Source organism: Mesorhizobium sp. M0184 (assembly GCF_040322215.1).
Lineage (GTDB): Bacteria > Pseudomonadota > Alphaproteobacteria > Rhizobiales > Rhizobiaceae > Mesorhizobium.
The window spans coordinates 210983-235760 of record NZ_JAMYSZ010000003.1; the positions used below are offsets into that span (position 1 = coordinate 210983).

22 protein-coding genes are annotated in these 24778 nt (G+C 63.1%); 10 read left to right on the top strand and 12 right to left on the bottom strand.

What is annotated here, in order from left to right; all coding sequences use genetic code 11:
• Nucleotides 1-276 precede the first annotated feature (276 nt).
• The 7 genes from NKJ23_RS06155 to NKJ23_RS06185 all read right to left on the bottom strand — a co-directional run bounded on the left by NKJ23_RS06155 (nt 277) and on the right by NKJ23_RS06185 (nt 8855).
• Nucleotides 277-729, bottom strand: a complete 453-nt coding sequence (locus NKJ23_RS06155) for a nuclear transport factor 2 family protein (RefSeq protein ID WP_352679109.1) — start codon at nt 727-729, stop codon at nt 277-279.
• A 14-nt stretch (nt 730-743) separates the two neighbouring features.
• Nucleotides 744-1409: a hypothetical protein gene (locus tag NKJ23_RS06160; RefSeq protein ID WP_352679112.1), complete on the bottom strand. Its 666-nt coding sequence runs from the start codon at nt 1407-1409 to the stop codon at nt 744-746.
• Nucleotides 1410-1538: 129 nt separating this feature from the next.
• Nucleotides 1539-3050 carry a LuxR C-terminal-related transcriptional regulator gene (locus tag NKJ23_RS06165; protein ID WP_352679114.1) on the bottom strand — a complete coding sequence of 504 codons (1512 nt, stop codon included), beginning with the start codon at nt 3048-3050 and terminating at the stop codon, nt 1539-1541.
• 583 nt (nt 3051-3633) lie between these two features.
• Nucleotides 3634-4722, bottom strand: a complete 1089-nt coding sequence (locus NKJ23_RS06170; protein WP_352679117.1) for a Gfo/Idh/MocA family protein — start codon at nt 4720-4722, stop codon at nt 3634-3636.
• 52 nt (nt 4723-4774) lie between these two features.
• The gene (locus NKJ23_RS06175; RefSeq protein WP_352679119.1) at nt 4775-5560 is read right to left on the bottom strand and encodes a ThuA domain-containing protein; all 786 of its coding nucleotides are present in this window, start codon (nt 5558-5560) and stop codon (nt 4775-4777) included.
• A gap of 362 nt (nt 5561-5922) precedes the next feature.
• Nucleotides 5923-7473, bottom strand: coding sequence for a DUF2778 domain-containing protein (locus NKJ23_RS06180; RefSeq protein WP_352679122.1), 1551 nt, complete (start codon nt 7471-7473; stop codon nt 5923-5925).
• A 569-nt stretch (nt 7474-8042) separates the two neighbouring features.
• Nucleotides 8043-8855, bottom strand: a complete 813-nt coding sequence (locus NKJ23_RS06185) for a class I SAM-dependent methyltransferase (protein ID WP_352679124.1) — start codon at nt 8853-8855, stop codon at nt 8043-8045.
• Between the two features lie 191 nt (nt 8856-9046).
• Here NKJ23_RS06185 and NKJ23_RS06190 point away from each other — a divergent pair, with 191 nt between their 5' ends.
• Nucleotides 9047-9469, top strand: a complete 423-nt coding sequence (locus tag NKJ23_RS06190; RefSeq protein WP_031211929.1) for a cupin domain-containing protein — start codon at nt 9047-9049, stop codon at nt 9467-9469.
• A 285-nt stretch (nt 9470-9754) separates the two neighbouring features.
• Here NKJ23_RS06190 and NKJ23_RS06195 read toward each other — a convergent pair whose 3' ends face one another.
• Together NKJ23_RS06195 and NKJ23_RS06200 are read right to left on the bottom strand one after the other, a co-directional pair.
• Nucleotides 9755-10351: a cation efflux transmembrane domain-containing protein gene (locus NKJ23_RS06195; protein WP_352679126.1), complete on the bottom strand. Its 597-nt coding sequence runs from the start codon at nt 10349-10351 to the stop codon at nt 9755-9757.
• A gap of 31 nt (nt 10352-10382) precedes the next feature.
• Entirely contained in the window at nt 10383-12584 is a 2202-nt protein-coding gene (locus tag NKJ23_RS06200; protein WP_352679128.1) for a heavy metal translocating P-type ATPase, read from the bottom strand.
• Between the two features lie 76 nt (nt 12585-12660).
• On the opposite strand from NKJ23_RS06200, the gene NKJ23_RS06205 reads away from it, so the two are divergent.
• The 9 genes from NKJ23_RS06205 to NKJ23_RS06245 all read left to right on the top strand — a co-directional run bounded on the left by NKJ23_RS06205 (nt 12661) and on the right by NKJ23_RS06245 (nt 21552).
• On the top strand, nt 12661-13074 hold the full coding sequence (locus tag NKJ23_RS06205; RefSeq protein WP_352679130.1) for a MerR family transcriptional regulator: 414 nt from the start codon (nt 12661-12663) through the stop codon (nt 13072-13074).
• 99 nt (nt 13075-13173) lie between these two features.
• Entirely contained in the window at nt 13174-13557 is a 384-nt protein-coding gene (locus NKJ23_RS06210) for a hypothetical protein (protein ID WP_352679132.1), read from the top strand.
• Between the two features lie 125 nt (nt 13558-13682).
• A complete protein-coding gene (locus tag NKJ23_RS06215) occupies nt 13683-15119 on the top strand; it encodes a multicopper oxidase family protein (RefSeq protein WP_352679134.1) in 1437 nt (478 codons plus the stop codon).
• Nucleotides 15120-15148: 29 nt separating this feature from the next.
• The gene (locus NKJ23_RS06220) at nt 15149-15589 is read left to right on the top strand and encodes a DUF411 domain-containing protein (RefSeq protein ID WP_352452325.1); all 441 of its coding nucleotides are present in this window, start codon (nt 15149-15151) and stop codon (nt 15587-15589) included.
• Nucleotides 15590-15596: 7 nt separating this feature from the next.
• Nucleotides 15597-16124: a redoxin family protein gene (locus tag NKJ23_RS06225; protein ID WP_352679137.1), complete on the top strand. Its 528-nt coding sequence runs from the start codon at nt 15597-15599 to the stop codon at nt 16122-16124.
• A 67-nt stretch (nt 16125-16191) separates the two neighbouring features.
• Entirely contained in the window at nt 16192-16875 is a 684-nt protein-coding gene (locus NKJ23_RS06230) for an SCO family protein (RefSeq protein ID WP_352679139.1), read from the top strand.
• A 53-nt stretch (nt 16876-16928) separates the two neighbouring features.
• Nucleotides 16929-17708 carry a DsbA family protein gene (locus NKJ23_RS06235; RefSeq protein WP_352679140.1) on the top strand — a complete coding sequence of 260 codons (780 nt, stop codon included), beginning with the start codon at nt 16929-16931 and terminating at the stop codon, nt 17706-17708.
• Complete coding sequence (locus NKJ23_RS06240; protein WP_352679141.1) at nt 17705-18271, top strand: hypothetical protein; 567 nt, start codon at nt 17705-17707, stop codon at nt 18269-18271. The genes NKJ23_RS06235 and NKJ23_RS06240 overlap by 4 nt, the downstream gene beginning before the upstream one ends.
• A 746-nt stretch (nt 18272-19017) precedes the next feature.
• Entirely contained in the window at nt 19018-21552 is a 2535-nt protein-coding gene (locus NKJ23_RS06245; RefSeq protein ID WP_352679143.1) for an NAD-dependent epimerase/dehydratase family protein, read from the top strand.
• On the opposite strand, the gene NKJ23_RS06250 is transcribed toward NKJ23_RS06245, so the two are convergent.
• The 3 genes from NKJ23_RS06250 to NKJ23_RS06260 all read right to left on the bottom strand — a co-directional run bounded on the left by NKJ23_RS06250 (nt 21549) and on the right by NKJ23_RS06260 (nt 24542).
• Nucleotides 21549-22676: an NAD(P)/FAD-dependent oxidoreductase gene (locus NKJ23_RS06250; RefSeq protein WP_352679146.1), complete on the bottom strand. Its 1128-nt coding sequence runs from the start codon at nt 22674-22676 to the stop codon at nt 21549-21551. The two genes, NKJ23_RS06245 and NKJ23_RS06250, sit on opposite strands and share 4 nt — an antisense overlap.
• Nucleotides 22677-22764: 88 nt before the next feature.
• On the bottom strand, nt 22765-23478 hold the full coding sequence (locus NKJ23_RS06255) for a methyltransferase domain-containing protein (protein ID WP_352679148.1): 714 nt from the start codon (nt 23476-23478) through the stop codon (nt 22765-22767).
• Complete coding sequence (locus tag NKJ23_RS06260) at nt 23475-24542, bottom strand: type III polyketide synthase (RefSeq protein ID WP_352679149.1); 1068 nt, start codon at nt 24540-24542, stop codon at nt 23475-23477. The genes NKJ23_RS06255 and NKJ23_RS06260 overlap by 4 nt, the downstream gene beginning before the upstream one ends.
• Nucleotides 24543-24778: the final 236 nt, after the last annotated feature.

A 24778-nucleotide genomic window follows, 5' to 3' on the forward strand; every position in this document is an offset into this window, starting at 1 on the left:
CGTGGCCGCCCTGTTCGCGACCAAATCTTGCGCCGGGTTAGCGTCCGCTCTGGGCCTAAGATCTGCCGAAGCGTTCAGCCGACCAAGCGGCAGCAATGGGTGGCGAGCCGACGCTCCACGCGAACGCATGGAATGGCCGGATTGCTAGGCTAGCCGGCCGTTGAATGTGGATCAATTCGGGCTGAAAAGAAGCACAGTTCTGGCTCCATGACGCCGGCAGAGCCGATGGTCCCGCCAGCGCAAATCCTTTCTCTGCCCGTTTCGGACCGACGCTTCTCAGAACGCGAAATCCGCGGACTGAACGACATCGGCTGGGAGCCAGGTTTCATGAACTTGCAAGATCTCGGGCCCCCGGCTGTAGCCGCGATCACAGACCACCATCGTCGTGACCCGGCCATTGTTCGGTTGATCGGAGTCCTTCGCGTCGCGTTGCCATTCGTGGTAGTTCACGACCGCCAGGTCGGCGCTTTGATGGCTGATCCGGATGTCGCGTATCTTGATACGGAAGGCCGGATTCGATCCGTAGATGCTCTTCATGTAACCTGCGAAGTCTTTTTTCCCGAACGCCCTGCCGCCTGGCATGATGGCGACCAGATCATCGCTGATCCGGTCGAGCGCGTTCTTCTTGAACGTCGCATCGTCGCCACGGCATCGGCCCGTCACCCAGTCGGTGAAGAATTCGTGGACGTCGTGGATCGTCGCTTCGATTTCCTTCGTTTGAAGGGACATGTTTTCCTCCTGTCTTAAGATGATGCTGGATCAGGCGCTTTGCGCTGTGGCTTGCCCGACCGGAGGCTCCTTGAGGACAGCCCGTACCACGCGAGCCACAGGCACATGAGAAGCGAGGAAATCAGCCAGATCGGACCTCCGATGCCGATCCCGAGCTGCTCACCGAGTGTCCACCCGGTTGCCGAAAGGATACCGAACGCCGAGCCGACGATCGCGGCCCATCGGGGCAGTATCCCGACGTCATCGCGGGCGTCGTGATACGCGACAAGCGCTGTCGCCAGGGCGAGCGCCCAGAATCCGTTACCCATGCCGCCGGAAAACGCCCACCAGGTCATGAAGGCGTTGGTGTCACCCCGGTCGGCCGCGAGCGCGACCACCGATGCCTCGGCGACTGCGGTGGAGAACGTGGTCAGGGCGCCGAGAGCCATCACTATCCAGGCAGAACTCAGCATCGGCGAACGCCGGACCCGGGGGTTGAGTGCCAGGTTCAGGAACGAAGCGCCGGCGATCAGGAACAGCGCCGCTGCCGCCGTCCAATGGACCGTAGCCCATCGCCCATGGCCCTCGGCGATATTCTGCATCTGAACAGACAAATCCGCGTCCGGTGGCCCGTGAAAGACGAGCGCAGCCGCAAGCAGCAGCGTTCCGGTGGCGAGCCAGACACCGCCCGGCCCGCTCATGCTGTTATTATTCGTTTGCATCGGGAAAACCTCCTGTGGCCTTTACCACGCCATGAGGTTTAGACCCGCGCCACGGTTGCCCGCTTCGGCGTAAGTACCCACGCAGCGAGAAATTTGGCTTGGGTAGGATTACCCAGATACGACCATGCCGATCAGGCCGTGCTCGACCGCATAGGCCGTGGCTGCCGCGCGCGTGCGCACGTTCAGCCGCGTCAGGATATCGCTAACGTGACGGTCTACCGTCCGCTGGCTCAGACCGAGCTCGCCGGCAATTTCCGGGTTGGTCAGGCCTGACGCGATCAGGCGCAGAACCTGCGTCTGTCTGGGGGTGAGAACTTCGCTGCCTGTCGCCGTCATGGTGACCCGCAGCTTGCCGGCAACGGCTTCGTCGGGGCGCGCGCCGAGCTCGCGGAAAAGTCTTATCGCTTCGTCCAATTCGGTCTGCGCCGCTTCAGTATCGCCGGTTGCGAGACAGGCCCGCGCTGTCAGCACCCGCATCCGGGCAAGATGATAGGGCGCCCGAAGGTCCCAGAGGATCGCTACCGCGCGCCGGATATGGGCCAATGCCTCCGCGGCTCGACCAGCATGGATCAGCACCCGCGCGGTAGCCTCGGCGGCTGCGGCGCGGACTGCATCCGCGGAATATTGGCGCGCGCAGTCGTGCAGTGTTTCGCACAGCTCCCAAGCGTCATCGGCCGAACCGACGGCGAGAGTGATTTCCACCGCAGCCGGCAAGAGGCGGAGTTTGCCCGGCAGGTCGTCGACGGACTGCAGTGCGCGGCGGATCGCCGAAAGGGCCGGCTGCTCGTGCCCCTGCTGCAATCGCATAAGCGCCAGCCCCGGCTGCGGATCGAACCCGAGCCTGCTCGCCGCGCGATAGGCGGCATCGGCCTCGTTCCATTGGCCGCGGAGTCGAAATACCTCGCCCTTCTGGTAGAATGCCGGACCGGCGTGGTGCTTCGAGGGCCCCTGCTGAAGGCGGATGCTGGCGACACCGGCCTCGCGGCCGGCCTCGTCCCAGTGGCCGTCGAGGATCAGAATTTCGGCCCGGTGGATCAGGCATCTGCCGGTGAAGGCAACGATGTCGGGCTGTCCCGCGCACCATCCGACCAGCGCCGAGGTCCATTCCCTCGCCCGGCCCGTGGCATGAAATTTCTGACAGATCTCGATCACGCTGCAGTAGACCAGCCCGGTAACGATCGGTGAGAGCCGGCCCGAGGTGACCGAAACCATCGCCTCGTCCAGCAGTTGGAAGCCGCGCACATAGTCGCCGCGCAGGATCAATATCCGGCCCTGAAGGTGGCGCGCGATAGCCAAGAGGTCCGGATCTTCGCAGCGCTGTCCGATCTCCACGGCACGTGTTGCGTGCGCGAATGCTTCGTCCGGCCTGTCGGCGGCGAGACGTTGTTCGACCATTGGGAGCTGAAGGTAACCGTGTTCTGCACATTCCTGCGTATGATCCTCGACCAGCCGGTTGGCGCGGGTCAGCCATCCGCTGCCTTGGGCGAATTCTCCGCGAAACATCAGGGTTAGCCCGATCCAGAAGCCGCAACGCGCTGCGGATCGTTCGCGTCCGTTCCGGAGATGCTCTTCGAAGGCCCTCTCGTAGTCCCGAACGAATTCCTCCTCGCGCCCAAGCATGTAGGCGGCTTCCCCGAGGCGCTGGAGCTCGGCGCCGCCAAGTTCCCTGCAGCGGTCTCTGTCTGACAGTTCGCGGTGAAGCCTGGACCAATCGCCGCGATTGGCTAGCTCCGCATACGGATCCGATGCAACTGCACCGTCTTCCGGCGACTTGTCGGGTGATCGGTCGGAGGGCGCGGGCATAGCCTCAGAATAGCACATATCTTGCTGAGGAGGTGGCGCCAGGTTACCAACGTGACAGAAGTTCGTTTCGGGCTCAATCGAGCCGTTCATCGCGTCCGCCGCCGAGGACCGGGAACGGTGGTGGAATGCTGCCATTCGTCTCGTCGATGGGAACGAGTAGGTAGCGCCAATATCGCGACATTCATGGCGCTTCTCAAAAGCTGCCCTTCGCGCAACGGCTCGAATCGACCGATTTCTGCCATTCCGATATCGGCCTCACCACCTCCAAGGCGGACATTCATCCCTTGTTCGGCGAAAAATCTCATTCCGATCAAAGCCGCCCTACTTCCTTGCAGCGGCTGCGGCTCGCCCGAACAAGTGGCTGACAGCTGACCGCAGGAACATTCGGCGCGCCGCGTGATCATGGCTGGCTCCTCTCACGATTCCCTGAACGATATCGCTGCGTATCGGTGCTCAATTCGGCCCGCTTCTCATCCGAGACGACTGCGAGGTCCAGGACCTTCTGCAATTCGGCCGCATGGCGAAATGACGGTTCGGCCTGGACGCCGTTGCGGACTGCATCGACGAAGCGCCGGTAGTTGGTCGGTACCGTTCCGGCATCCAGAACCTGCCATTTGGCGTTCTCGACGTCTTGGCCGACGCAGGCTTTCAGCTCCGAGCCGGTCAGATTGTGCACGACTTCGATGCCGCCCTTGTCGCCGTAGATGCGCAGGCGGAGTTCGTTGAGATGGCCGGTTGCCCAGCGGCTGGCATGGACGACGCCGAAAGCGCCATTGCTGAAATCGAGCGCCATGGTGAAACTGTCGTTGGCGTCGAGCTCGTATTCGCCGATCCGGTTGCCGGGCGCCTTGTCGAAGGATCTCAGCCGGCAGAACACATGGTCGATGTCGAGCGCCGCGCCATAGCTGGCGAAATCGAGGATGTGGATGCCGACGTCGCCCAGCACGCCATTGGAGCCGTGGCCGCGCGACAGCCGCCACAGCCATTTCGGATCGGTGCGCCAGTCGCCCCAGAATTTGGATATCAGCCAGCTCTGCAGATAGGACGCCTCGACATGCCTGACGGTCCCGATCTCGCCGGCCAGCACCATGGCGCGCGCTCTCTGCAGCGGCGCGACGTTGCGATAGGTCAGGTTGACCATGTTGATGATGCCGGCCCGCTCGGCGGCATCGGCCATCTCACTGGCTTTCTGGTAATTTTCGGCCAGCGGTTTCTCGCACAGTACCGGCTTGCCCGCCGCGATCAGCATCATGGTGGTCGGATGGTGGATGCGATCGGGCGTCACGTTCGCCACCGCGTCGAACTTGCCCCACGCCAGCGCCTCGTCCAGCGACGCGAACCGGTTGGGGATACCGTAGATGTCCGAAAACTTGTCGACACGCGTACGGTCGAGATCGACGGCGCCGATCAGTTCGACGCCCTCGATCTTGCCGAACTGCCTGGCGTGCTCCTCCGCCATCCAACCGGTGCCGAGTATCAAGAGGCGCATGATTCTTATCCTTAGGACAGGGCTTTATCTTCTTGTTCGATCATGGATTGGTCTAGCGAAAGCCGGCTTCGCCCGCGGAATGAAGTTTTCCGCCGCGCTCGACGATCGGCTCGAGCGCCTTTTCCACCGGCACGTTCGGCGCATCGAGGATGGCCGGATTGGAGCCTTGGGGGTTGTGCGCCCATCTCACCGCATTGCGCAGCACCTTGTGGACGTTGGCGTCGTGATAGGTCGGATAGGTCTCGTGGCCGGGCCTGAAATAGAAGATGTTACCGGCGCCGCGGCGATAGGTCAGCCCCGACCGGAACACTTCGCCGCCCTGGAACCAGGAGATGAACACGGTCTCGAGCGGCTCCGGCACGGCGAACTGCTCGCCATACATCTCCTCGTTCTCGAGCTCGAAATACTCGCCGATCCCGGCAGCGATCGGATGGTTGGGGCTGGTCACCCAGAGCCGTTCGCGCTCGCCCGCCTCGCGCCATTTCAGCGTGCAGGGCGTGCCCATCAGCTTCTTGAAGATTTTCGAGAAATGGCCGGAATGGAGAACGATCAGCCCCATGCCTTCCCAGACGCGGCGCGCCACGCGCTCGACCACTTCGTCGGCGACGGCGCCATGGTTCTTGTGCCCCCACCACAGCAAGACATCGGTCTCGGCCAGACGGTCGGCCGGCAGCCCATGCTCCGGCTGCTCCAGCGTCGCCCACGACACCGAAATCTCCGGGTCGAGCTTCAGTGCATTGGCGATCGTCGCATGCATGCCCTCGGGATAGATGCCCGCGACCACCTCGTTGGTCCGCTCATGAATATTCTCGCCCCAGACGACAGCGCGTATTGTCATGATGTCCTCGTGATTGTTTGAAGCTGGAGCCGCCCCGGCCGGTCATTCATAGTGTCATCGGACGGGATTGAAAACCTTCGAGATTGGCCAAACCTCCCCAGCTTCGTCATCCCAGGGCGGAGCAGCCGCGAAGCGACGTCGCGAAGACCCTGGGATCCATGCCGTGACCTCTCCGCGCTGCAACGGGCGGGACTTTTTGATGCGGGAAGGACAGGAGGTGAAAGGGATCGCTACAGAACGGCTTTCAATCTGCGTCGTTGCATTCTTCGGCTGACGTAACGGCATGGATCCCAGGGTCTGCGCTCCGCTTCGCGTTCGCTCCGCCCTGGGATGACGAAGCCATGAAGGGCTGCCGCCACCGTCTAAGCGCCGCGGCCCTCTTGGGCGACGCGTGTCAGCGGCTTCGACAACCGCGGCACCACGACGAGCCGCTTGATCTTGCCCTTCTTGTAGGCGGCGAGGAAGCGGGCATAGTCCTTGAAGACGACGCAGCCATTGGATTCGGCGCGCCCGCCGCGCAGCATGTAGGTGTGGGCGAGCAGGCCGTCGCGGCCATATTTGTTGCTGCCGCTGGCCGGCGTCAGACGGATCGCCTCGACGCCGTGGAAGCGCGATTCCCGCATCGTCAGATTGTAGGTGTCCGGCGGCGTCGGGCCGACATTCTTCTTGTGGACGTAGCGTGGCTGGTCGACCATCGCGCCCAGTCCCGAATGCGCCTCCAGCCGTGAGCCGTCGGGCATATAGACGGTCTTGGCCGAGATGTCGTAGACGGCAACGCCAGTACCCATGTTGGGCGTGGTGAACAGGTTCCTGAAGGCTCCGCCGAGTCCGCCGGAAGGCATGTCGGGCTTGGCATAGGCCAGCATGTCGCCGCCCTGCGTCTTCGACCGTTTGCCCGGCTTGCCCGACACGGCCGGCACTGCCGCTTGTGACGAATTGCGAGGCGACAGGCTGCCGGGTTGCGTCTCGACCGGCGGAGCGTCGGCCGTCTGCACCTTGCTCGCCTTGGCGGTCCTGGAGGCCTGCGCCTTGGGCGGCTCCGTTTTCGATGCCTGATCCTTTTGCGCCTGGGCCTTTTGCGCCTGGGCCTTTGGCGCCTGGTCTTTTGGCGCCTGATCTCTTGACGCTTGAGCCCGCGGCGCCTCGGCCGGCTTATCGATGTCCGCCCGCGGACGCAGCGTCGGCAGCGGAATGCTGTCGGACATGTCGTCTTGCGGCGGCAGCGAGGCCAGCTGGACCTCAGGTTCTTGCGGCTCTTGTGAGGCTGCGGGCTCGCTTGCCGCGACGGCTGCCGGGAGCACGTCGATCATCTGCTCCGGCAATGTATTCGCCAGCGCCAGCGCAAGGCGCGACGAGCGTTCGATCTCCGCCACCGCCGGCCCGAAGCGCACCGATGCCGGGCCGTTCGGGTCGGGTATGCGCACCGGTTCAGCGAACCGGGCATCGGCCGGCAGGCTGGCGAGCATGACGGGTGAGCCGGAGGAGGCGCGGGCAAAGGCGGCGGCAAGCTTTTGCGGCGACAGCGCGGCTTTGGCCACCACGTCGTCGAAGCTCGATTGCCGCGACGCATCAGCGACAAGCGGCACGGTATTGCGCTTGAGACGGGCCGATTTTCCCTGGTGAACGAAGTTCGACGCCGACCGCAGGCAGTTGGCATCGCATCCGTGCTGCAGCAGCTTGGCCGACAGCGCCGCGTTTGCTGCGGCCCACGTCGGGGCCTGCGCCTTTGCAAGGCTGCGGCGAGGATCGGCGAGCGCGATAGTGCGCGGCGCGAGCAGGCTTTGCGGGAGACCGTTGGAAGCGGCGGTGAGCGAGGTTCCCATCGAATAAAGGCCGGCCAGGGTCGCCACCGACCATAAAGCAATGGCTGCGCCGACGGCCGGAACCGCGACCCAGCGCAGGCCGGGCCTCATCGAAGTCAATCCAGTTGCAGGACTGTCACCCCGGGTTTTCGCACTTACAAACGCCATTCAACCACTCTCAATCGGCCGATGCCGGCTAGCGGATTTCGCAGCCGTGACATTCACAGTTCGCCTGGTGCCCCCAGCACGCTTCGCGTCTGTTGCCGATTGATTCAAAAGATGGACAAAGTTGGTTAACCAATCCCTCTACCGACCGCCGATTGGGCGACGGTCACACCGAAAAACGCCCTCCAAAACCTGCATAGTTGGCAAAACTGCCCTCCAATGATGACTTTGCTGCCCGTTTTTGTCGGCCGAGTCAAGAAAGCGAAATGACTAGACCTTGCTGGGCGGAGTCGGCCATGGCTGCGAAAGTGAAGCCGGGCCGACCAGAATCTTGCGGCCGGCAGCCGCCGCCATCAAGCCCCGGCGATCGGTCAAACCGGCGATTATCGACCTGGCACTTGTCGACCTGCCACTCGGGCGAATGAACGTTAACGTCTGAGAATTCGGGATAGCGGCAAGATGTTTGCCGCACAGCAGCTGAATGTCGCCAAGTGCCGGAGCGGGATGTCCAAGACCTAGGCCACAGCCACCACTATGTGAGCCTGGATTTTGGCAGCAACCTCGCCGCTGCCATGCCTGTCTGCAATGGCGGCTGCGGCGTAGTCGGTTGCAGCGTCCAGTTTTCCCGCCTCTCTGGCCTCGATTTCATTGCGAAGGAGAGTGCCCTGGCAATAAGCAACGGCCGGAAGGCGCGGCGAGGAGGCACGGCTTTGTTCGGCCCTCGTCTCGATCACCACACCGGAAAAACCTGCGTCCTCCAGTTCGCTACGGATCAGTGCCGTATCGTGGTAGCCATGCGGCGTGCGTGCCAGAAAGCGCGGCGGATCGTTCGGAAAAATCCTTGCGAGAGCATTCGTCACATCGTCCGCAAATACATTCTCTTCGATGCGATCCCATACGCTGAATAGAAAATGTCCTCCGGGCTTCAGGACTCGCCGGGCTTCGCGATAGGCAGATGAGCGGTTGGGAAAGAACATCGCGCCGAACTGACAACAAACGAGATCGAAGGCCGCATTTTCAAACGGTAGCGCCAGAGCATCCGCCTGACGCCATTTGATGCGATCGTCGGGAGCTTGCCGCGAAGCGGCGTGGTCGAGCATCGGCTGGTTGAGGTCGGTTACGACATAGCTTGCACCGGGCGACAGTTTTGGCGCCAATGCGCGGGTGACAACCCCGGTGCCCGCGGCGGTTTCCAAAACGGCGCTCGGCGACAAGGACGCTGCTCGTCGTGCAAGATCTGCGGCGAACGGCTCGAAAATCAACGGCACCATATAGCGGTCGTAGTTTTCCGGAATTGAGCCAGCGAATACCTTGTCCGTTTCCAACATTGCTATCCCCCGTCGCCCGTTTGATGGCTCGCCAGCATAGCATGGAATTGTTTGCTGTTCGGTCGCATTCGACCGGGAGGCGGTTCGCTCCCGGAAGCTCCGAAACGCCGTGCTGCAATTATCTGCATATGTGTTAATATATTGTGGTCATGCGCATTGGTGCGTGGCCAAACATAAAATGGGAGGATGCGATGAAAACCATAAATCGCAGGTCTGCAATCGCGCTCGGCGTGACGGCGGCAGCGGTAACGCCTTTGTTCACGCTGGCGGCTGCTGCAAAGGTCAAGAAATACGGCCCGAAGGAAGGCAAGGAGATAGCCCCCGGCGTCAGATTGGTCGAGGTCGGCACCGGCAATTCCGATATCCCCGCTTACAAGAGCATCTCAATTGTCGATATAGTCTTTCAGCCCGGAGCAGCCGCCCCTCAAATGGTGATGGACAACGACATGGTCTGCACCATTGCTGCCGGTGAATTCACGATCAAGAAGGCGGACAAGGAATTCAAGCTCAAGGAAGGTGACGTGTACACCTGCTCCAAGGGCAAGACCGACGAGGCAGCCAACACCAGCAAGGTGGTCGGCATCCACCGCATCGCCGTCTTGATACCTGCCTAGGGCATGCCGCCGAAAATCGGGCCCGCGTCCTCCATCAGGGACGCGGGCCTTTTGATGACGTGCGTGGCCTTGAGCGGTTCATCGTTTCACCGCTTCGACCCGGTCGACTTCGTCCAAGTGTGGTGAGGCTCATGCTGTTCATGGTTTTCCTCCGATTTTTACTTATGAGCGGTTCTCCCTCCGCCCGCTTTGAAAGGGTGCGATTATATTAGAGATCGCGCAGGTTTCCGGCTGACTGCTGCATTGGCGGAGTGGCAATCGGCAGCGCGCTGAGCGTTTTGGAGTTCACGAAATGGCCCGGTGCTCTTCCCGAGCTGCCTCCCAGACCTCGCGCGCCGCGTCTGCATTCAGTGCCGCGATTCCCAGGCCGACGATCAGATCCGGCCACGCCGAGCGCCACAGGAAGGCCGTCACCAATCCGGCCAGTATGATCGCAACATTGGCGACCGCATCGTTGCGGGCCGAGAGGAATGCCGCCCTGGTAAGACTGCCGCTGTGATGGCGGTAGCGCGCCAGCATGTAGGCGCATGACAGATTGACCGCGAGAGCGCCCAACCCCGCCAGCGTCAGCGCCGTTGGATGCGGCGGCACCGGCATGTTGAACTTTTCCCACGCGGTCCACAGCGTCGCTAGGCCCGGCACCAGCAGGATAAGCGCCAGCGCCATGCCGACCCGCGAGCGGGCACGCAGCGACCATCCCATGGCGAGCAGTATGAGGAGATTGACCGAGGCATCTTCCAGAAAATCGACGCTGTCGGCGAACAGCGACACCGAGCCAATCGCCAGCGCGACGGCGAATTCAATGCCGAAATAACCCAGGTTCAGCAGTGCGACGACAAGCACCACCCGGCGAAGGCCGTCCGACGCAATGGCTTGCTGCATGGTCTGCCCTAACACGATGCCGTTGTCGCTCTTACCAGCCGCTCTTCCAACGCAACAGCCGCATGGCATTGGCCGTCACCAACACCGTCGCCCCGGTGTCCGCGAGAATGGCGGGCCAGAGGCCGGTGATGCCGGCGATCGTCGTCACCAGGAACACTGCCTTCAGGCCCAACGCAATGGTGACGTTCTGCTTGATGTTGGCCATGGTTGCTTGGGACAGCCTGATCATGGCCGCAACGTCGCCGATGCGTCCATGCAGCACCGCTGCGTCAGCCGTTTCAAGAGCCACATCGGTGCCGCCGCCCATGGCAATGCCGACATCGGCCGAGGCAAGTGCCGGCGCATCGTTGATGCCGTCGCCGACCTTGGCTACCCTAAGCCCCTGCCCCTTCAACTCGCCGAGGATGCGCTGCTTGTCCTCCGGGAGCAGTTCGGCGCGCACCTCGATGCCGAGCTGTTTGCCAATGGCAGCCGCCGTGCGCTTATTGTCGCCGGTTAGCATGACTGTCCTGATGCCTGCATTGGTCAGCGCCTTTAGCCCGGCGAAAGCATCCGGCCGGGGTTCGTCGCGCATGGCAATGAAGCCGGCCAGCGCATTGTCTACAAGCAGCACCGCCACTGACTTGCCTTCATCGTTCAATGCCACGATGCGTGCCGCCTGGTCTGCTGGCAGCAGGTTTATCTCGCCCGCCGCGACTGGCGAGCCCAGAAACAGGTTCTTGCCGCCGACACGACCGATAACCCCTTTACCGCCGATCGCTTTGGCTTCGGCGGCAGGCGGCACGGGAATGTTGCCGGCTTTGGCCCTTTGGAGGATGGCCAAAGCGAGGGGATGGCTCGAGCCGATCTCAAGCGCTGCCGCGAGTGAAAGGATGTCGCGTTCACTGGCACCCACCGCAACGACATCGGTGACCTGTGGCTTGCCGAGCGTCAGCGTGCCGGTCTTGTCGAGCGCCACGGCGTTGATGGTCGCGAGCCCTTCCAGCACCGCCCCACCTTTCATCAGCAGGCCGCGCCGGGCTCCGGCCGAAAGCGACGCCGCGATCGCCGCCGGAACTGAAATGACCAGCGCGCACGGGCAACCGATGAGCAGCAGCGCCAGCCCCTTGTATATCCATTCGTTCCAATCGCCGCCCAAGAGCAGCGGCGGTGTGGTGGCCACGAGCGCCGCGACGGCGACAACGCCGGGCATGTACCAGCGCGAAAAGCGATCGATGAAGCGCTCGGTCGGCGCCTTGTTTTCCTGCGCCTCCTCGACCAGCTTGATCACGCGTGCAATCGTGTTGTCTGCGGCGGTCGCCGTCACCTTGACGCGCAGCACGCCGTCGCCGTTGATAGTGCCGGCAAAGACCGTGTCGCCGACGTCCTTGCGCACCGGCACGCTTTCACCGGAGACGGGTGATTCATCGATGGCGCTCCCGCCTTCGGTGATCTCGCCGTCAGCCGGAATCCGGTCGCCCGGCCGCACGAGGATGATGGCGCCCACAACCAGGCTTTCGGCCGGCACCTCGCGGGTCTGGCCGTCTTTCTCGACGAACGCGGTTTTGGGAACGAGGGCCGTGAGCGCTTGAATACTGGACCGTGCCTTGCCGGCCGCAACCCCTTCGAGCAACTCGCCGATCAGGAACAAGAAGACCACCGTCGCCGCTTCCTCGCCGGCACCGATGATGACGGCCCCGGCCGCCGCCACAGTCATCAGCATTTCGATTGTGAACGGAATGCCTGCCGCTGCGGCCATGGCCGCTCGGCGCGCGATCGGAGCCAGGCCGAGCAGCATTGCGGCGATGAAGGCCCACGGGCCGGTCGCGGGCCAGGCGTAATCAATCGCGAAAGCCACGGCCAAGGCGACCCCGCTGGCGATGGCCAGGCGACCCTTGGCGCTGTCCCACCATAGCTCCGACGCCGGCGCATCATCGTTATCATGTAACCGCGCTACGTTCTCGTCGTGATTGCGCCTTCCGTCGGCATGGTTGTCGGCGGATTGATCGGACGCCGGCGTCCCAGACTTGGAGGTCAGCGGAGCGACGGCGTAGCCGAGGCCGGTGACCTTCCTCTCGATCGCGCCGAGATTGCTTTCGGGAGTATGAGTGACCGTCAGAGTGCCCGCCGAAACGGATACGTTGATGTCCTGAACACCAGGCATCCGCCGCACGGCCGTATCGATTTTGCTGGCGCAACCGGCGCAATCCATGCCTTCCACGCGGTAGCGGGTCTGTTGTTTGGTCGCAGCCATGATGAACCTCTTGTATCTTCGACCGCGACGCTACATCCTCTAGCGACTAGAGGAGCAAGCGAAAATGCCAGCAGGTATGACCATCGGTGAAGCGGCCCGACACAGCGGCGTGAAGGTTCCAACCATCCGCTACTATGAGCAGATCGAGTTGCTTCCTGCCCCTGCCCGCAGCGAAGCCAATCGCCGGCAGTATGAAGCGGCAGACTTGCGCCGGCTCGCCTTCATCAGGCACGCGCGCGAGTTGGGGTTCGGGATCGAAGCCATCAGGGCGCTGCTGACGCTGCAGGATAATCCCAGCCAGCCTTGTGCGACCGCCGACGCCATTGCCCAGGCGCGTCTGGCCGACGTGGTTCAGCGGATACGCAGCCTTACAGCATTGAAAGCCGAGCTGGAGCATATGGTCGAAGGCTGCCGGCACGGAAAAGTCTGCGAATGCCGTGTCATCGAGGTGCTGGCGGATCACGATAAATGCGAGCATGCCCGGCACTGATTGGCTCCCCTTGGTCGCTATGTCACAGCATTGGCACTTGCAAAAACCGTACTTTGCGGTCAGCCTGAGCAGATGTTGGCTCGGCTGTCGCCAAAACATATGCTTGTCACGCTGCTCGCGGTCTTCCTGACCGTGGGGCTCAGCCTGTCCGGTGCACAGGCCAGCATCATGTCGGCAACGATGACGGCCGGCATGGCTGCCGGCGATGGCATGACCATGCCTGCGGGGCCCGGCATGGACAAGATGGCCGATGCCGCCATGAAGGGTGACTGCAAGGGGTGCCTCAAGGGTGCCGGCGGTGACGGCAAGGGGATATACTGCCCGCCGACCTGCATTGCGCCGGCGCTTGCATTGCTGCCGCAGAAGCTCGACATGACGACGACCCCGCTGCCGTCGCAAATATCGCCGCGGCCGGCGCCGTTCCTGCACGGGCGAAGTTCCCTGCCCGACCCATACCCTCCCAGACCCAGCGCTCTCGTCTGACGCCGTTTCAGCCGTCCCACGGCTGATGTCCGGCGTCCGGTCGCCCGCTCGCGTTGATGCGCGACGGGCGCGGACAAGCAATCAGTCGACGCTCGCCGTCGATCGAGATCGCAAGGAACGTAAGGGTGAATAGCAATTCCAGTCTTTTCCTGTCGCGCCGCGGGTTCCTGCTTGCGGCGGCGGGCGTCGCCGTCTCGACGTCGATGCGCCCGGCGCGGGCAGCCGCAGTTGATGAGCGCCGTATCAAGGTCGCGCCGGCCCATGTCCGGTTAATCGACGCAGGTGGCCCGCAAACCACGGTATGGGCCTATGACGGCACAATTCCCGGCCCGACGCTGCGCCTGCGGCAAGGCCAGCCGGTCCGCATCACTGTCGAGAACGGTCTCGACGAGGATACGACCGTCCACTGGCACGGCATTCGCCTGGCAAACGCCATGGACGGCGTGCCGGGCCTGACCCAGAAGCCGATCGGGCCGGGGCAAAGTTTCATCTATGAATTCACCCCGCCCGATGCCGGCACCTTCTGGTATCACCCGCACGCCAACAGCCTGGTCCAGCTCGGCCGTGGCCTTGCCGGCGCACTGGTCGTCGAGGAGGTCGAGCCGGTCGCCGTCGACCGTGACATTCTGTGGCTGCTGCAGGACTGGCGGCTTGCGGCCGATGGGCAGATCGCCGGCGGCTTCGGCAGTGCCATGGATGCCTCGATGTCGGGCCGCGTCGGCAATGTCGTCACCGTCAACGGCACGGGGCCAGGCGATCGGAGCGTGAAGGCCGGCGAGCGCGTCAGGCTGCGGCTCGCCAATGCCTCGCTTGCCCGCATGATGGCGCTGCGCTTCGAAGGCCACCGTCCGGTCGTCGTCGCCATCGACGGCCAGCCCTGCGATCCGCATGAACCGGAGGGCGGTCGCCTGGTGCTGGCGCCCGCCATGCGCATCGACATCGTGCTCGACATGCAGGGCCACCCCGGCAGCCGCCACGCGGTGATCGACGATTTCTACGACGGCCTCGCCTATACGCTGACCACGCTGGCCTATGACGCAGCGCCGCCGCTGAGAACCCATCCGCTCGACACGCCTGTCGGCCTGCCGCGCAACCCTCTGCCCCAGCCCGACCTCGCTGGCGCCGAGCGCCAGGAGATCGTCCTGCAGGGCGGCATGATGGGCGGCGGCAAGCTCAAGGGCGTCGGCGGCATGATGGGCATGGGGATGATGGGCATGAACGGCGGTGCGGCCTGGGCGATCAACGGCATGTCGATGACCGGCGACGGCCATGCCGGCATGGCGCCGCAGTTCACGCTGAAACGCGGTGTGACCTGCCATCTCACCATGCGCAACGAAACCGCCTGGTGGCACCCGATGCATGTCCACGGCTTCAGCCTGTCGGTCATCTCGCGCAACGGTTCGCCGGTGCCGCACCGCCAATGGCAGGACACGGTGCTGCTCGCCCCCAAGGATGTGATCGAATGCGCCTTCGTCGCCGACAATCCCGGCGACTGGATGCTGCACTGCCATGTCGCCGACCACCAGATGGCGGGTCTGATGACAGTGTTCCGCGTGACCTGAAACTTTTTATCCAACCAAGGAGAACTGCAATGAAACTGACCTACCGCCTCGCCGCCCTGTCCCTGCTGATCGCAACGCCGCTGCCCGCCTTCGCCGCAACGATCAACGCCGTCATGTACAAGAACCCGCAATGCAGCTGCTGCGAGTCCTACGCCAACTATCTCGAGCACAACGGCTTCAAGGTCGACATCAAGCCGGTCAACAATCTCTCCCAGATCAGCAGCGATGCCGGCGTGCCGGCCGACCTCGAAGGCTGCCACACGCTGATGGTCGACGGCTATATCGTCGATGGCCTGGTGCCGGTCGAGATCGTCAAGAAGCTTTTGACCGAGCGCCCTGCCATCACCGGCATAACGCTCGCCGGCATGCCGGCCGGCGCCCCAGGCATGGGTGGTGAGAAGCAAGGCCCCTTCGTCGTCTACGCCTTCACCAAGGACGGCAAGGCGCCCACCGTCTACGCGACCGAGTGAGGACATTGTGAGCAAACTGGCCATGGTCCTGGTTGGCATGCTGCTGGCGTTTTCGCGGCCGGTATCAGCCGCTGAGCCGCCGCAGAACTTTGCCGTTCACGAGGCGCCCGTCCCCGTGCCGGAAATCAGCTTCGAGGATGGCAATGGCAAGCCGAAAATGCTTGCGGATTTCCACGGCAAGGTCGTGCTGCTTAACGTCTGGGCGACATGGTGCGCGCCCTGCCGCAAGGAGATGCCGACGCTCGATCGCCTACAGGCCAAACTCGGCGGTCCGGATTTCGAGGTCGTCGCGCTGTCCATGGACCGCGCCGGTCCTGAGATTGTGAAGAAGTTCTTCGCCGACATCGGCATCAAGCACCTCGCCCTCAACATCGACGTCTCGGGCAGGGCCATGTTCGCCATCGGAAGCGTCGGCCTTCCGGCAACCCTGCTGGTCGACCGCGACGGCAAGGAGATCGGCCGGCTGATTGGGCCGGCCGAATGGGACGCCCCCGACATGGTCGACTTCATCCGCAGCCGTATCGCCGCCAAGTGAGAAAGGGACAGATATGTTCGGGCTAAAGGCTCGCTGCGTTGCATCGGCTTTGAACGAATGGAGGTGCTTGCTGCTAAGCGTAATTGCCATTGCGGCGCTGACGGCGGGCTTTTCGTATCAGGCGCAAGCCCACTCGCTCGAAGAAATCGACGCCACGCTTGAGGCCGACGAGAAATATTTCCAGCCGATCGACAAGCCGGCGCCTGATTTCACGCTGCACACCGCCGACGGGCGTGTCGTGCGGACGGCCGATCTGCGCGGCAAGGTGGTCGTCCTCCACTTCATCTACACGTCGTGCCCGGATGTGTGCCCCCTTCATGCCGAGAAGATCGCCGAGATCCAGAAAATGGTGAACGGCACGCCGATGAAGGACCGGGTCAGCTTTGTGACCATCACCACCGACCCGACCAGGGACACGCCGGACGTGCTCAGCAAATACGGGCCGGCGCACGGGCTCGATCCCGTGAATTGGCTGTTCCTGACCACGATGGAGGATCAGCCGGAGGATGCGACCCGCAGACTGGCGGAGGCCTTCGGCCACAAGTTCACGCTGACGGATGATGGTTATCAGATGCATGGCACCATCACCCATGTGATCGACAAGGAGGGCCGCTGGCGGGCGAATTTCCATGGCCTGGATTTCGCGTCGGTCAATCTCGTCACATTCGTCAATGCGCTTACCAACAATGTCGAGCGCCCGCACCATGAGCCGGAAACGGGATGGTGGGCGAAAATCAAGGGCATGTTCTGAGGCATCATTTGCACGTGCCGGCGGTCCGGCGAAACAGAGGGAAGGAGAACCCTGTGACCCACAAGTCCAATCCATTGAGCGGAGCCGTCGGCAAAATGGCCCGTGCCGTCATGCTGGCCGGCGCGACGATCTGGCTCGCGCTCGGTCTCCACAATCAGGCGATCGCCGCGGGCGAGATGTCCCAGGACCAGTTCGACCAGCGCATTCACGACTACATTCTTGCGCATCCCGAGGTGCTCGTGCAGTCGCTGCAGAGCCTCGACGCCCGCCAGCGCGAGGCTGCCGCAAAAGAGGCGAAAGCCGCTTTGACGGACAAGGCGGACGAGATTTTCCGGGACCCGGCGAGCCCGGTCGGCGGCAACGCCGAAGGCGACGTCACCGTGGTCGAGTTCTTCGACTACAACTGCCCCTATTGCCGGCAGGTTGCGCCGATCATGGCGCAAGCAATGGCCGACGATCCGCAGCTCAAGATCGTCTACAAGGAATTCCCGATCCTCAGCACGGATTCCGTATTTGCTTCCAAGGCGGCTCTCGCCGCAGTGCGCCAGGGCAAATACATGGCATTCCACAAGGCCTTGTATGCGGTGAAGACGCGGGTGACCGAAGCGGTCGTGCTGAAGGTGGCTGCCGACGTCGGTCTCGATGTGGCTAAACTGAAGACCGACATGCAGCAGCCCGATATCCAGGCGTCGATCGACCGGAATACGCAACTGGCCCAGGCGCTGAAGATCAGCGGAACGCCAAGCTTCGTCGTTGGCGAGCAGATTTTCCCCGGCGCGACCGACCTCGTAACGATGAAGAAACTGATCGAGCAGGCGAGGACCAGCAAATGAGCCGAATATTTTGCCCAAACCGACGGACGGTTGTTCTGGGGAGCGCCTTTGGCGCCGCTGCGGTCGTGAGCCTGCTCAAGGGGCCGGATTTGGCGATCGCCGCTGAGGATCCCGATCTGGCACGCCGTTTCAGATATCTCAGCCAGAACGGCAACAGCACGTGTTCGACCAAGTTCACGGAATCGATCGCGATCATGCCGGCAATGTCGCGGATCACGGGCTCGTGCTGCAGCCCGATGGAGACGAAGCGCTATGCCGAGCAGGTGAGCGGCCTGGCCAGGTACCGCGAGATTGCGATGATCCCAAGCGATCCGTACGATATTCCGGCCGGCATCGCACAGAAGATGATGCCCTACTACGATGTGAAGCTCTCCGGCGATGAGCAGCAGGCCTACGACTACGCGATGGCCAATTCCAACGAGAAAGGCCCATGCTGCTGTCAATGCTGGCGCTGGAAAGTGTATGGCGGGCTGGCGAAGTTCCTGATCCGCGAGCACGGTTTCACCGGCAAGCAGGTCGTCGACGTCTGGGATCTCTCCGACGGCTGCGGCGGTGGAGAGTAGAGCCGGGCGACGCCTCGGATGCGGTTCAACAAGCGCTCTCAACCTGTTCTAGCTTCTTGAAAGGAGCGCTTGACCTTCCGGTGGCTGGAACGGTTAGGCTCATTGCCAACTTCCTGAGATCGTCCAATGGCGGACCGAACCATGAATTTCGAAAGGCAGCTACTGGCCCTGTTCAGAGAGGCATATCGGCAAGGCAGATCAGATGTCGCGGAGCATTTGCTGCGAGCGCTGGAGGCACTGGATCAAAGCCCTGCCGTTCCCGAGTTACCGCACGGCCAGCATGTTTTGGCCGAAGCCTACTATGAACTCGTTCGTCGATAGCATTGAACATGCCCTGATTGACCGGCAAGCCACCGCCTTCGTGGGCTGATCGAGTTGATCGAGTTCGCCTTGACGGGCGTACATGGCGAACTAATTCCCCTCGCAATCGCCGGTGGCAGCGGCGGCGGGAGGGATGATTGTAATGATGATGGACGGTTCAATGTGGATGATGGGCGGCATGGCGCTCATTTGGGTCCTGGTGCTTGTCACCCTCGTGCTCGCGATCGCGGCGCTGGTCAAATATTTGCGAACCTGACGGCATAGGCAGTCGGGGTCAAAAGAGCAAAAAGGACGGAAAGTTGTAGGCGTCACCGGAAGCAGCAGCGTCATCGGGTCGGCGTCGGAACTGGTCCGGCCCTTCGGCTCTTAACATCTGTCGCCTTCGGCCCTCTCAGGAGTGGCAAATCGCCGGCTATGAGGTCTGGATGGCGAAGCGCAAAGACACGGTTATTGTTACCGGCAGCACCGGCTTCATCGGCTCGGCTCTGGTCAACAGCTTCGCCGACCGGTTTGCTCTCGTCGGCCTCGACCGGGCGGCGACGCGTCAGCCGCCGCCGGCCGCGGAGTGCGTCTGCATCGACCTGACATCGGAGGACGCCGTAGCAGCCGGCTTGGCGCGCGTGCGGACGGCCTATGGCGCCCGCCTCGCCTCGGTGATCCATCTTGCCGCCTATTTCGATCTCACAGGAGAACGGAACCCGCTCTACGAAAAGATTACGGTTGGCGGCACCGAGAAGCTCCTGCGCGCCCTGAAACAATTTGAGGTCGAACAGTTCGTCTTCATGAGTTCGATGCTGGCGCACAAGGCTGGCCGACCGGGCGACATCATCGATGAGGATTGGCCGCTCGAATCGAACCTACCCTACCGCACCTCGAAGATCGAGACCGAGCGCCTGATCCATGAGCAGCACGGGGCGATCCCTGTCGTCTATGCCAGGCCGGCCGGCGTCTATGATGATCTCGGCCGTAACGCATTCCTCGCCAATCAGATTGCGCGTATCTACGAAGAGGATCCGACCGGGCATGTATATCCGGGTGACCTGCGCACCGGGCAGTCGTTCCTGCATCTGGAAGACCTCACCGATGCGGTGGCGCGCCTTATAGATCGGCGGAAGAAACTTCCCACGGAGCTGGCGCTGCTTCTCGGCGAGCCTGAGGTCATGGGCTACGGCGAACTTCAAGCCGAGATTGGTCGGTTGATCCGTGGCGAGAACTGGGAGACACGGGAGGTGCCGAAGGCGCTCGCCAAGGCGGGTGCCTGGGTCCAACAGGACGTGCTGGGCGAAGAATCATTCGTTCGTCCCTGGATGGTCGATATCGCCGACGACCACTACGCGATCGATATCAGCCGTGCCCGCAATGTCCTCGGCTGGCAGCCCCGGCATTCCCTGCGCGAGACGTTGCCGCGGATCGTCGACGCGCTCAAGGCAGATCCCGCCGGCTGGTATCGGGCCAACAAGCTCAACGCCGCCAAGGTGGCCGGCAGCGGAACAAAAGCGCGAGAGAAAGACAAGGCGTTCGAGGCCAAACACGACAAGATGAAACCCGAACACGTGGCCGAGATGGCGGGGATGGGCAAGCAGATGCTCTGGGCTCATTTCCTGGTCATCACGCTTGGCGTGTGGCTCCTCACCAGCCCGCTTCAGTTCGCGCTGTTCGATCCGGCGGCGGCCGGCACTGTGCGTGACGTCACGCAAGAGCGTGGACTGTGGGAACCGGTGCTGCGCAACGCGCTCACCGGCTGGAGCGACATTGTCTCGGGCTTGCTGCTGATGCTGTTTGGCGGGCTCGCACTGTCGCCGCGTTTTTCCTGGGCGCAATGGGGCATGACGATCGCCGGCCTGTGGCTGCTGTTCGCGCCGCTGTTCTTCTGGACGCCGAGCGCCGCCGCCACCATGAACGACACGATCGTCGGCGCGCTGGCCATCGCTTTCTCGGTGCTCGTCCCGATGATGCCGGGCATGAGCCACGAAGGGATGATGGACGAGAGCACCGTTCCGCCTGGCTGGACCTACTCGCCGTCATCCTGGCTGCAGCGCCTGCCGATCATCGCGCTCGGTTTCTTCGGTTTCCTCATCGCCCGCTATCTCACTGCCTACCAGCTCGGCCATGTGGGTGCTGTCTGGGAGCCGTTCTTCCCCGGCGGAGACGGCAGGAACGGCACGGAATTCATCATCACATCCGACGTTTCTCGAGCCTGGCCAGTCGCTGATGCCGGGCTTGGCGCCGTGGCCTATATGATCGAAACCCTGATGGGCGCGATGGGCACGGCGACCCGCTGGCGCACCATGCCCTGGATGGTGACCTTCTTCTTCATCCTGGTGGTGCCGCTCGGCGGCGTCTCGATCTTCTTCATCATCATCCAGCCGATCATGATCGGCACCTATTGCACACTGTGCCTCATCGCGGCGGCGGCCATGCTGGTCATGATCCCGCTGACGCTGGACGAGGTGGTCGCCATGGGCCAGTACATGCTGCGCAGCGTGCGGGCAGACCGTCCGTTCTGGCGCACCTTTTTCCAAGGCGGGCCGGAGCCGAACGGCGAGGCGGACAAGAACGATCCCGGCTTTTCCGCCGCGCTTGCTGCACAGTCCGCCGCAGCCATTCGCGGTGTCACGTTTCCATGGACGCTGGTCGCATGCTGTATCGTCGGCGGTTGGCTGATGGTCTCGCGGCTGGTCTTCGGCACAGCCGGCGCCATTGCAAACAGCGATCACCTCTCGGGCGCCATGATCATCACGATCGCGGTCTGCGCCATGGCCGAGGTGGCACGGCCGTTGCGTTTCCTCAACCTGCCGTTCGGGTTATGGCTGATCGCAGCGCCCTGGCTGCTCGACGGCGCGACCAGAGGTTCGACATTGAACAATGCCGTTGCAGGGCTAGTTGTGATCGGCCTCAGCCTGCCTCGGGGGCTCCGAAGCAAGGAGCACTACGGCTCATGGGACCGCTATGTCGCCTAGACGAAGCCTGGAACCGGCTTGGTCTTGCCGCTCAGTTGCGCGCCCAGCGTCAGTGCCTGCGGGAAATTCCGGACGATCGCCGCCATCAAGGTGGCGCTGCCGGGGCGAAGGGCAATTCCGGCAACGGCCGCGGCGGCGTAGACCCGGGTCGAAAACAGTCTTTTCCAGGCCGCCTCGTAGCGTCTGGCGGCAGCCTCGCGCCCTGCTCGGCCACTTGGCGCGCATTCGAGTTCGCAAGCCAGCAGCCAGCCGGACTGAAGCGCCATCGAGATGCCCTCGGCGATGACAGGATGAGACTCTCCGGCTGCATTGCCGACGCGGAAGATGTCCCCTTCGTAGCACGAGCGAATTCCCGGCCGGATCGGACCTGCGGCAAGCCACGGACCGTCGAGGAGAGCCGGTTCCAGGGCGTCCCGCACGCCCCGGCATGAATTCAGGAGATGCCGGGAGACCGCATCGGCGGCCGACACGTGGCTCCGTTGTTTGGGGCCATATTGTTTACGCAGCCGCGCGAGCATATCGCGCCGGATGCAGCACGAGATCGACAACCGGCCATGATCCGCCGAAACCATGCCGCCATAGCCGCCGGGGAAGGCCAGCAGAGGCATCAAATCCGGCGCCAGGGACGACCCGGTGAAATGCGCCTTGAAGCCGAGTAGGTCCGACGGGCGATTGGCCTTTCCGAGCTGGCTGGGCAATGGTCCCGGTTCCCAGGAGCCGTGAGCGGCGACAATCACCGGCGCACGCAACATCGCCGCTTCATCCCCGGCCTGAATTCGCACCCTTTGCATCTCACCGTCCGGCTCGATGGCGACGGCGCGGCAGGGTTGAAAGATTTCGACACCCGCCGATCGCGCCGCTTGCAAAAGCAGAGAGTCGAGAATGTCCCGGCCGAGCGCCCGGCCGAAGCTGTCTTTCCCACGAGGCCCAGCTCCTGCACGTGGCATTGCCGCCTCGACGCAGGTCTCGCCGGAAAACAGGCCGACGCGGCGGATTTCGGGGCCGGCATTGGCACGCCAGGCATCGCCGATCTCGAGCCGGTCGAGAAGCGCAAGATTGCTTGCCGAGATGTATTCGCCGCAGACCTTGCGGCGCGGAAATGCGCTTTTTTCCACAATTGCCACGGCCCATCCGCGCCGGCCAGCGTGAGCGCGACGGAGGTGCCCGCCGGGCCGGCACCAATGACAATCGCGTCATGAGTCGACAATCGCGTCATGACTCGACACTGGCACTGGCGCCGACGAAGATGTGGGAAAACAGGCCGGCGCGCCGCTCCTCGACCGGTTTGCCGTTGGCCGCAAGCCAGAGACGGGAAAGCTCGCTGCCGCGAAAGCCGGCACGCACGCTTTGCGCCGCGTCGTTTCGTGTGACGTCGTTGGCGCCGATTGCCGGCAGAAGACGGGTCGCGGCCAGCGGCAGTTTCGCCCGCAGCGGCTCTGTCGCGATGAGCAACGGGGCTTTCGGCCTGATCAGCGAAAACAGACGCACGAGCTGCGCATTGTCGAGGTGATGCAGGAACAGATTGACGGTGACGGCGTCGAACGGCGCACCCTCGATCTTTCCTGCCCAGTCGAAGACATCGGCGGTGACGCCTTCGGCCTTCCATCCCAGCCTGTCAAAATCACCGCGCAATTGCGCGGTGACGAGGCCGACGCGGTCGAGCATTACCAGTTCGACCCCGGGCCAATGCGTGGCCATGCGCCGCGCCACCGCCAGCATGAAGGAGCCGTCGCCGGCGCCGATCTCCAGGATGCGGCGTGGCGGCGTTGGCACGAACCTCCTGAGCAACGACGTCATGATCGGCACCTGAAACATCAGCATATTGATGCGCCGAAGGTCGCGGCGCGCGGCCAGCGCTCGCGGATCTTCGGCCGCAAGTCCCTCGAGGATTTCCGGCGCGAGCTGCCGGTGCTCCAGGCCGCTCATGACACCGTTCGAAAGAGCATGGTTTCGGCCGTCAGCCCGGGTCCGAACGACATGCCGCAGCCGAGCAGGCCGGGTGGCGCCTTCAACATCTCCTTCATCACGAACATGACGGTCGCCGACGACATGTTCCCATACTGGCGCAACACCGCGCGCGATGGTTCCAGCGCAGTGGGCTCCAGTTCCAGAGCCCTTTCGACGGCATCGAGAACCGAACGTCCACCCGGGTGCACGGCCCAAAGGTCGATGTCTTTCGCCGATCGGCCTCCGAGGATGGCGGCCTGGCTGTTCCGCAACGCTTCATGAATCGCTGCCGGCACCTGGCCGGAAAGAACCATTTCGAAGCCGTGGTCGCGAATGTTCCAGCGCATCAGGTCCCGCCGTTCCCTCGCCACCAGACAGTGAAAGCTATCGAGCTCGATGCCGGCCGGCTCGGCGGTGACGAGCGTGGCCGCGCAGCCGTCGCCCCAGAGGCAGAACGACAGCAGTTTTTCCAGTTCGGTGGTTTCGCGCAGATGCATCGTGCAGAGCTCGATATTGACCAGCAGGACCTTGGCCTGCTGGTCGGAGCGGACGATGTGGCGGGCCAGCTTGAGCCCGTTGATCGCCGCGTAGCAACCCATGAAACCGATCATCGTGCGTTCGACACTGTCGGGAAGCCCGCAACGCGCGATCAGCTCCAGATCGATGCCCGGCGCCGAAAAGCCAGTGCAGGTGGTGACGATAAGATGGGTGATGCGGGAAGCGTCGTCGCCAAGCTGCAATCCGTCGATGCCCTTTTGCGCCAGAACAGGTGCGGCATCGTCGAACATCGCCATTCTCATGGCCGTTCCGGGAAACGCGCCCCGGATGAAGGTCCCGGCCAGGTCGGCAGTTGGTCCTTCGGGGTCGCACGCCGGCGCAAAGCAGGAATAGCGGTGCTCGATGCCGGCAAGATCGGCCATGCGTTCGAAGATCCTCCGGCGATCGGCCGCGAGCATAGAGGCCGCGAAACGCAGGTAGAATTGATGAACCTCGTGCTCCGGCACCGCCGTCGCGATCCGGTTGATATAGGCGTTGACGGGCATATTCTGTCTCCTCGGCGGGTGCACGGTGTAACGTGCCGCCGGAGGGTCCTTGCTCATCGTTACCCGGTGTCGAACACCGGGTTTTGAGCGCTGTTCGATAAACGTTTCCGAAAACTGATTTCTTCCCGACGGTTCAGTGTGCGCTGTTGGCAGGGAAACGGTTGGAGCGGGCGGGCGGTTGCGTCGGGCATCCAAAATCGCCACATCATGTTGACCTTCCATCTACTGGAAGGTCT

What these genes read in the sequence shown, in the direction of transcription:
- NKJ23_RS06155 (WP_352679109.1), bottom strand. Translation starts at nt 729, where the DNA reads ATGTCCCTTCAAACGAAGGAAATCGAAGCGACGATCCACGACGTCCAC.
- NKJ23_RS06160 (WP_352679112.1), bottom strand. Translation starts at nt 1,409, where the DNA reads ATGAGCGGGCCGGGCGGTGTCTGGCTCGCCACCGGAACGCTGCTGCTT.
- NKJ23_RS06165 (WP_352679114.1), bottom strand. Translation starts at nt 3,050, where the DNA reads ATGCTTGGGCGCGAGGAGGAATTCGTTCGGGACTACGAGAGGGCCTTC.
- NKJ23_RS06170 (WP_352679117.1), bottom strand. Translation starts at nt 4,722, where the DNA reads ATGCGCCTCTTGATACTCGGCACCGGTTGGATGGCGGAGGAGCACGCC.
- NKJ23_RS06175 (WP_352679119.1), bottom strand. Translation starts at nt 5,560, where the DNA reads ATGACAATACGCGCTGTCGTCTGGGGCGAGAATATTCATGAGCGGACC.
- NKJ23_RS06180 (WP_352679122.1), bottom strand. Translation starts at nt 7,473, where the DNA reads ATGAGGCCCGGCCTGCGCTGGGTCGCGGTTCCGGCCGTCGGCGCAGCC.
- NKJ23_RS06185 (WP_352679124.1), bottom strand. Translation starts at nt 8,855, where the DNA reads ATGTTGGAAACGGACAAGGTATTCGCTGGCTCAATTCCGGAAAACTAC.
- NKJ23_RS06190 (WP_031211929.1), top strand. Translation starts at nt 9,047, where the DNA reads ATGAAAACCATAAATCGCAGGTCTGCAATCGCGCTCGGCGTGACGGCG.
- NKJ23_RS06195 (WP_352679126.1), bottom strand. Translation starts at nt 10,351, where the DNA reads ATGCAGCAAGCCATTGCGTCGGACGGCCTTCGCCGGGTGGTGCTTGTC.
- NKJ23_RS06200 (WP_352679128.1), bottom strand. Translation starts at nt 12,584, where the DNA reads ATGGCTGCGACCAAACAACAGACCCGCTACCGCGTGGAAGGCATGGAT.
- NKJ23_RS06205 (WP_352679130.1), top strand. Translation starts at nt 12,661, where the DNA reads ATGACCATCGGTGAAGCGGCCCGACACAGCGGCGTGAAGGTTCCAACC.
- NKJ23_RS06210 (WP_352679132.1), top strand. Translation starts at nt 13,174, where the DNA reads ATGCTTGTCACGCTGCTCGCGGTCTTCCTGACCGTGGGGCTCAGCCTG.
- NKJ23_RS06220 (WP_352452325.1), top strand. Translation starts at nt 15,149, where the DNA reads ATGAAACTGACCTACCGCCTCGCCGCCCTGTCCCTGCTGATCGCAACG.
- NKJ23_RS06240 (WP_352679141.1), top strand. Translation starts at nt 17,705, where the DNA reads ATGAGCCGAATATTTTGCCCAAACCGACGGACGGTTGTTCTGGGGAGC.
- NKJ23_RS06245 (WP_352679143.1), top strand. Translation starts at nt 19,018, where the DNA reads ATGGCGAAGCGCAAAGACACGGTTATTGTTACCGGCAGCACCGGCTTC.
- NKJ23_RS06255 (WP_352679148.1), bottom strand. Translation starts at nt 23,478, where the DNA reads ATGAGCGGCCTGGAGCACCGGCAGCTCGCGCCGGAAATCCTCGAGGGA.
- NKJ23_RS06260 (WP_352679149.1), bottom strand. Translation starts at nt 24,542, where the DNA reads ATGCCCGTCAACGCCTATATCAACCGGATCGCGACGGCGGTGCCGGAG.